This window comes from Dietzia sp. B19 (assembly GCF_014145155.1).
Classification (GTDB): Bacteria; Actinomycetota; Actinomycetes; order Mycobacteriales; family Mycobacteriaceae; genus Dietzia; species Dietzia natronolimnaea.
The window spans coordinates 1-6,027 of sequence record NZ_JAALED010000128.1; the positions used below are offsets into that span (position 1 = coordinate 1).

The 6,027-nt window shown below is 70.6% G+C and carries 6 protein-coding genes; all 6 read left to right on the top strand.

All coding sequences use genetic code 11. The features are described 5' to 3' along the window. Positions 1–471 (top strand): Trp biosynthesis-associated membrane protein (locus G6020_RS04820; RefSeq protein WP_182609845.1); only part of this gene is annotated, 471 nt, incomplete at its 5' end. A gap of 99 nt (positions 472–570) precedes the next feature. Beyond that, a complete protein-coding gene (gene trpC / locus G6020_RS04825; protein ID WP_179525147.1) occupies positions 571–1,383 on the top strand; it encodes an indole-3-glycerol phosphate synthase TrpC in 813 nt (270 codons plus the stop codon). 67 nt (positions 1,384–1,450) lie between these two features. Then, a complete protein-coding gene (trpB, locus tag G6020_RS04830) occupies positions 1,451–2,746 on the top strand; it encodes a tryptophan synthase subunit beta (protein ID WP_095717257.1) in 1,296 nt (431 codons plus the stop codon). Further along, the gene (gene trpA, locus G6020_RS04835) at positions 2,743–3,534 is read left to right on the top strand and encodes a tryptophan synthase subunit alpha (protein WP_179525148.1); all 792 of its coding nucleotides are present in this window, start codon (positions 2,743–2,745) and stop codon (positions 3,532–3,534) included. Before trpB ends, trpA begins: the two co-directional genes overlap by 4 nt. Further along, entirely contained in the window at positions 3,531–4,424 is an 894-nt protein-coding gene (gene lgt, locus G6020_RS04840; protein ID WP_095717255.1) for a prolipoprotein diacylglyceryl transferase, read from the top strand. The genes trpA and lgt overlap by 4 nt, the downstream gene beginning before the upstream one ends. 46 nt (positions 4,425–4,470) lie before the next feature. Further along, positions 4,471–5,889, top strand: a complete 1,419-nt coding sequence (pyk, locus tag G6020_RS04845; RefSeq protein ID WP_179525149.1) for a pyruvate kinase — start codon at positions 4,471–4,473, stop codon at positions 5,887–5,889. Positions 5,890–6,027 lie beyond the last annotated feature (138 nt).

A 6,027-nucleotide genomic window follows, 5' to 3' on the forward strand; every position in this document is an offset into this window, starting at 1 on the left:
GCGGTGGGTGCTCTCGCCGCGGTGGCCGCGGTGGCGCTGGTCCGGGGGACGGGGGCCCGGGTGGTCGGGGCCGTCATCGCCCTCCTGGGCCTGGCCACCGGCGCGCTGCTGTTCTCGACCGTCGGCGGAGTGGACCAGGACCGGGTCCACTCCACGGTGACGGGTGAGGAGGAGCTCGGCCGCACCAACGCGGGCCCGGGGACGGCCGGTGCGCAGGCGGTGCCGGAGTGGTCGGAGATCACGGAGATCTCGACCCGGTCGGCCGGTCCGGTTCTCACCGGAGCAGGAGCGCTGGCCCTCGTCGCCGCGGGAGCCGTCCCCATGATCTGGCCGACCCGGAGGGTTCAGCGGGATGATCGCTATGTGACGCCCGGGGCGCGCCGCGGTGACCCGGAGGCCGGCGAGGACACCGGGGACACCGGTCGTGACCTGTGGCAGGAACTCGACGACGGGCGCGATCCCACGGGCTGAGCATCCCCGACCGGGTCCCGATTCTCGGAACCCCGCCTGCTGCCTCTATTGTTGATCTCGATCACACTTCCTGCCCGAACACTGCAGAGGGAGGTCACGGTGGGTACCGTGCTCGACTCGATTATCGACGGGGTCCGCGAGGACGTCGCGGCCCGCGAGGCTGTCATCGACCTCACTGCGGTCAAGAAGGCGGCCCGGTCGGCGCCGGAACCGCGTGACGCGCTCAAGGCGCTCCGGGGTGCCGGGGTCGGCGTCATCGCCGAGGTCAAGCGCGCCAGTCCCTCGAAGGGGCCGCTCGCCGAGATCCCCGACCCCGCCGTGCTGGCCCGGATGTACGAGGAGGGCGGGGCCCGCGTCATCTCCTGCCTGACCGAGGAACGCCGGTTCAACGGCAGCCTGGCGGACCTGGACGCCGTCCGCCGCGCCGTCGACATCCCGGTCCTCCGCAAGGATTTCGTGGTGGGCCCGTACCAGATCCACGAGGCCCGGGCGCACGGCGCGGACCTCGTGCTGCTCATCGTGGCCGCTCTGGAGCAGGACGCGCTGGTGTCCCTGCTGGACCGGACGGAGTCGCTCGGGATGACGGCACTGGTGGAGGTGCACACGGAGGAGGAGGCGGACCGCGCCCTCGAGGCCGGCGCCACCGTCATCGGTGTCAACGCCCGGAACCTCAAGACCCTCGAGGTCGACCGCGACGTGTTCTCCCGCATCGCTCCCGGCCTGCCGTCCGGGGTGGTCAAGATCGCCGAGTCGGGCGTCCGTGACGCGTCAGACCTCCTGGCGTACGCCAGCGTGGGCGCGGACGCGGTGCTCGTCGGCGAGGGCCTGGTGACCAAGGGCGACCCGCGCGCGGCGTGCAACGCCCTGGCCACGGCGGGTTCCCACCCGTCCTGCCCGCAGGGACCCCGCTAGGCCCCCGTCGCACGCTTCCGGCAGACTGGGAGCCGTGAATTCTAACGAGCTGACACCGCTGCCCTCGATGGGAGACGTGCTCCGGACGACGACCGGACACGAGCCCGACCAGCGAGGCCACTGGGGAGCGTTCGGCGGCCGCTATGTCCCGGAGGCGCTCATGGCGGTCGTCGACGAGGTCGCCGACGCCTACGCCAAGGCCCGGGCGGACGACGCCTATCTCAACGAGCTCGACCGTCTCCAGCGCGACTACTCGGGTCGGCCGTCGCCGCTGTACGAGGCGGGGCGTTTCGGGGCCGAGATCGGCGCCCGTGTCTTCCTCAAGCGCGAGGACCTCAACCACACCGGATCGCACAAGATCAACAACGTCCTCGGCCAGGTGCTCCTCGCGCACCGCATGGGTAAGAAGCGGGTCATCGCCGAGACCGGGGCCGGCCAGCACGGCGTCGCCTCCGCCACGGCCTGCGCCCTGCTCGGGCTGGAGTGCAAGATCTACATGGGTGCGGTGGACGTCCGTCGTCAGGCGCTCAACGTCGCGCGGATGCGTCTGCTCGGCGCGGAGGTCGAGGCCGTGGAGGTCGGTTCCGCGACCCTCAAGGACGCGATCAACGAGGCGATGCGGGACTGGGTTTCCCGGGCGGACGACACCTACTACGCGTTCGGCACCGCCGCCGGCCCGCACCCGTTCCCGGCGATGGTCCGCGACTTCCAGCGGGTCGTGGGCACCGAGGCGCGCGCCCAGATCCTGGAGCGGATCGGGCGCCTGCCCGATGCCGCCGTGGCGTGCGTGGGCGGTGGGTCCAACGCGATCGGGTTGTTCCACCCGTTCATCGACGACTCCTCGGTCCGCCTGGTGGGCTGCGAGGCGGGCGGCGACGGCGTGGCGTCCGGTCGCACCGCCGCGACCGTGAACGCCGGGAGGCCGGGCGTCTTCCAGGGCTCGTACGCGCACCTCATGCAGGACGAGGACGGCCAGACCATCGAGTCGCACTCGATCTCGGCGGGACTGGACTACCCGGGCGTCGGGCCCGAGCACTCGTACCTGTCCGACATCGGTCGCGCCGAGTACCGGCCGGTGACCGACACCCAGGCGATGGACGCGTTCGCTCAGCTGTGCCGCACCGAGGGGATCATCCCCGCGATCGAGTCCGCCCACGCGATCGCCGGAGCGGCGCAGCTCGCCGCCGAGGGCGTCGACCTGATCCTGGTCAACGTCTCGGGTCGCGGTGACAAGGACGTCGACACCGCCGCCCGGTGGTTCGGTCTGTTGGGCGGGGGGACCCCACCCGAGGCCGGGGTGGACTCGAGCCGGGGTGCCGACGACGGCGAGGGCGACTACGCGGACGGGGGAGTCGAGGGATGAGCGTTCTCAGCGAGGTCTTCGAGCGGTGCCGTGCCGAGAACCGGGCCGCCCTCATCGGCTACTACCCGGCGGGGTACCCGACGGTCGAGGGGTCGATCGAGGCCGTGCGGACGATGGTCGCGGCCGGGTGCGACGTCATCGAGGTGGGTATCCCGTACTCGGATCCCATGATGGACGGTCCCACCATCCAGGCGGCCGCGGACGTGGCGCTGCAGGCCGGCTTCCGGATCCGGGACACCTTCGCCGTGATCCGGGCCGTCGCCGAGGCCGGCGCGGTCCCGGTCGTCATGAGCTACTGGAACCCGATCCTCCAGTACGGCGTCGACCGGTTCGCGGAGGATCTCGCGGCCGCCGGCGGGACCGGGGTCATCACACCGGACCTCATCCCCGACGAGGCGGAGGACTGGATCGCCGCCACGGACGCACACGGGATCGACCGGGTGTTCCTGGTCGCGCCGTCGTCGACGCCCGAACGGCTGGCCATGACGCTGTCCCATACGAGCGGTTTCGTCTACATCCAGGCGGTCATGGGTGTGACCGGAGCGAGGGACGTGGTCTCCGACGCGCCGCGCACCCTCACCGCACGGGTCCGTGAACACTCGGACCTCGCGTGCGGCGTCGGACTCGGGGTGCGCAACGGTGACCAGGCCGCGGAGATCGCCTCCTATGCGGACGGCGTCATCGTGGGGTCCGCCCTCATCACCGCGGCCACCGAGGGGGGCCAGGCCCTCGCCCGGCTGACGGCCGAACTCGCGGCGGGCGTGCGTCGGCCGGGGGCGGGCTCGTGATCCCGAGCCCGCCCCAGGGGGTCTGGGAGCTCGGGCCGTTCCCGCTGCGCGCCTACGCACTGTGGATCATCCTCGGCATCGTCGTGGCCATCTGGTGGGGTGAGAAGCGATGGGTCGCCCGTGGCGGGCGCGAGGGGGTCGTGCTCGACACCGCGCTGTGGGCCGTCCCCTTCGGTCTCGTGGGAGGTCGCCTCTACCACGTGGCCACCGACTGGTACCGCTACTTCGGGGAGGGCAGGAACCCGGTCGACGCGCTGAAGATCTGGGACGGCGGTCTGGGGATCTGGGGCGCCGTCGCGCTGGGCGCGGTCGGCGCCTACATCGGCCTGCGCCAGCAGGGCATCCGGGCGATCGGTGCGTTCGGCGACGCGGTCGCCCCGGGCATCGTCCTGGCACAGGGGATCGGGCGCCTGGGGAACTACTTCAACCAGGAGCTCTACGGTCGCGAGACGGACGTGCCCTGGGCGCTGGAGATCTACCAGCGCTACGACGAGACCTACGGGTACTCCGAGACCATCGGTCGCTCCACCGGGCAGGTGCTCGCGACCGTGCACCCCACGTTCCTCTACGAGTTGCTCTGGAACGTCCTGGTGGCCGTGGCGCTGGTGGTGATCGATCGCAGGTTCCGCCTCGGACACGGACGGCTCTTCGCCCTCTACGTGGCCCTGTACTGCTTCGGGCGGTTCTGGGTGGAGTTGCTCCGCGCGGATGCGGCGACCGAGATCCTCGGGTTGCGGATCAACACGGTCGTCTCGGTCGTCGTCATGGTGGCCGCACTGATCTACGTGTGGCGGGCACGCCGGGGCCGCGAGGACCCGTCGGACCTGCGTGCCCCCGAGGACCTGACCGGCGGGTCCCCGGAGGACGCACCCCCGTTGGCCGGTCGTTGACGTTGCGTTAACCGGTCATCCCGGTGAGGGGACTAGATTGGTACGGGTGAACCGTCGTACCAAGATCGTCTGCACCCTGGGTCCCGCCGTCGCGTCGGAGGCCGGCATCCGTGAACTCGTCGATGCCGGGATGAACGTCGCCCGGCTCAACTTCAGTCACGGAGACCATGCCGACCACGAGGCCAACTACCGCTGGGTCCGCAAGGCCTCCGACGAGTCGGGGCACGCCGTCGGTGTGCTCGCGGACCTCCAGGGCCCCAAGATCCGGCTCGGCCGCTTCCTCGAGGGCCGCCACGAGTGGGCGGAGGGCGACGAGGTCGCCATCACCGTCGCGGACGTGGAGGGCACCAAGGACCGGGTCTCCACGACCTACAAGGGGCTGGCGGCCGACGCCCGACCCGGCGACCGGCTGCTCGTGGATGACGGCAACATCGGCCTGACCGTCCAGCGGGTCGAGGGCGACGACGTCCACTGCGTGGTCACCGAGGGGGGCACGGTCTCCAACAACAAGGGCGTGTCCCTCCCGGGGATGAACGTCTCGGTTCCGGCGCTGAGCGAGAAGGACATCGCGGATCTGCGCTTCGCCCTCGCGCTGGGTGTCGACTTCATCGCCCTGTCCTTCGTCCGGTCGCCGGCGGACGTCGACCTGGTGCACGAGATCATGGACGAGGTCGGGGTGCACGTCCCGGTGATCGCCAAGCTCGAGAAGCCCGAGGCGGTCAAGAACCTCGAGTCCATCGTCCTGGCCTTCGACGCGATCATGGTGGCCCGCGGCGACCTGGGCGTCGAGCTTCCCCTGCAGGACGTTCCGCTGGTCCAGAAGCGGGCGATCCAGATCGCGCGGGAGAACGCCAAGCCGGTCATCGTGGCGACCCAGATGCTCGAGTCCATGATCACCAACTCGCGGCCCACCCGGGCGGAGGCGTCCGACGTCGCCAACGCCGTGCTCGACGGGGCCGACGCCGTGATGCTCTCGGGTGAGACCTCCGTCGGCAAGTACCCCATCGACGCGGTGCGGACCATGTCGTCCATCGCCCTCGCGGTCGAGGCCGACTCCACCGCCGCGCCGGACCTCGTCCACATCCCGAGGACCAAGCGTGGGGTCATCTCCTACTCGGCCCGCGAGATCGGGGAGCGGCTGGGCGCCAAGGCGCTCGTCGCGGTGACCTCGACCGGGGACACCGTCCGCCGGCTCGCGCGCCTGCACAGCCACCTGCCCCTCATCGCCATCACCGGCGATCCGCGCATCCGGAGCCAGTTGGCTCTCACGTGGGGAACCGAGACGTTCCTGACCGACCGGGTCCACGAGACGGCGGAGCTCGTCAAGGTGACCGACGAACTGTTGCTCCCCCTCGAGGGGTACAACGAGGACGATCTCATCGTGATCGTCGCGGGCAACGTGCCGGGAGTCGAGGGGTCGACCAACTTCATCCTCGTTCACAGGATGGGCGAGGCGGATCACTGATCACCTTCGGGTAACAACTCGGTAGCGCCGGTGAGCACCTGCTCACCGGCGCTTTCGTATCTATTCGTGCTTTTGACGTGACAGAGCCGAGATACATCTGTTACCTTTTTGGAGGCCACCGGGGAAGCCGGTCGGCCC

What these genes read in the sequence shown, in the direction of transcription:
- trpB (WP_095717257.1), top strand. Translation starts at nt 1,451, where the DNA reads ATGGGAGACGTGCTCCGGACGACGACCGGACACGAGCCCGACCAGCGA.
- trpA (WP_179525148.1), top strand. Translation starts at nt 2,743, where the DNA reads ATGAGCGTTCTCAGCGAGGTCTTCGAGCGGTGCCGTGCCGAGAACCGG.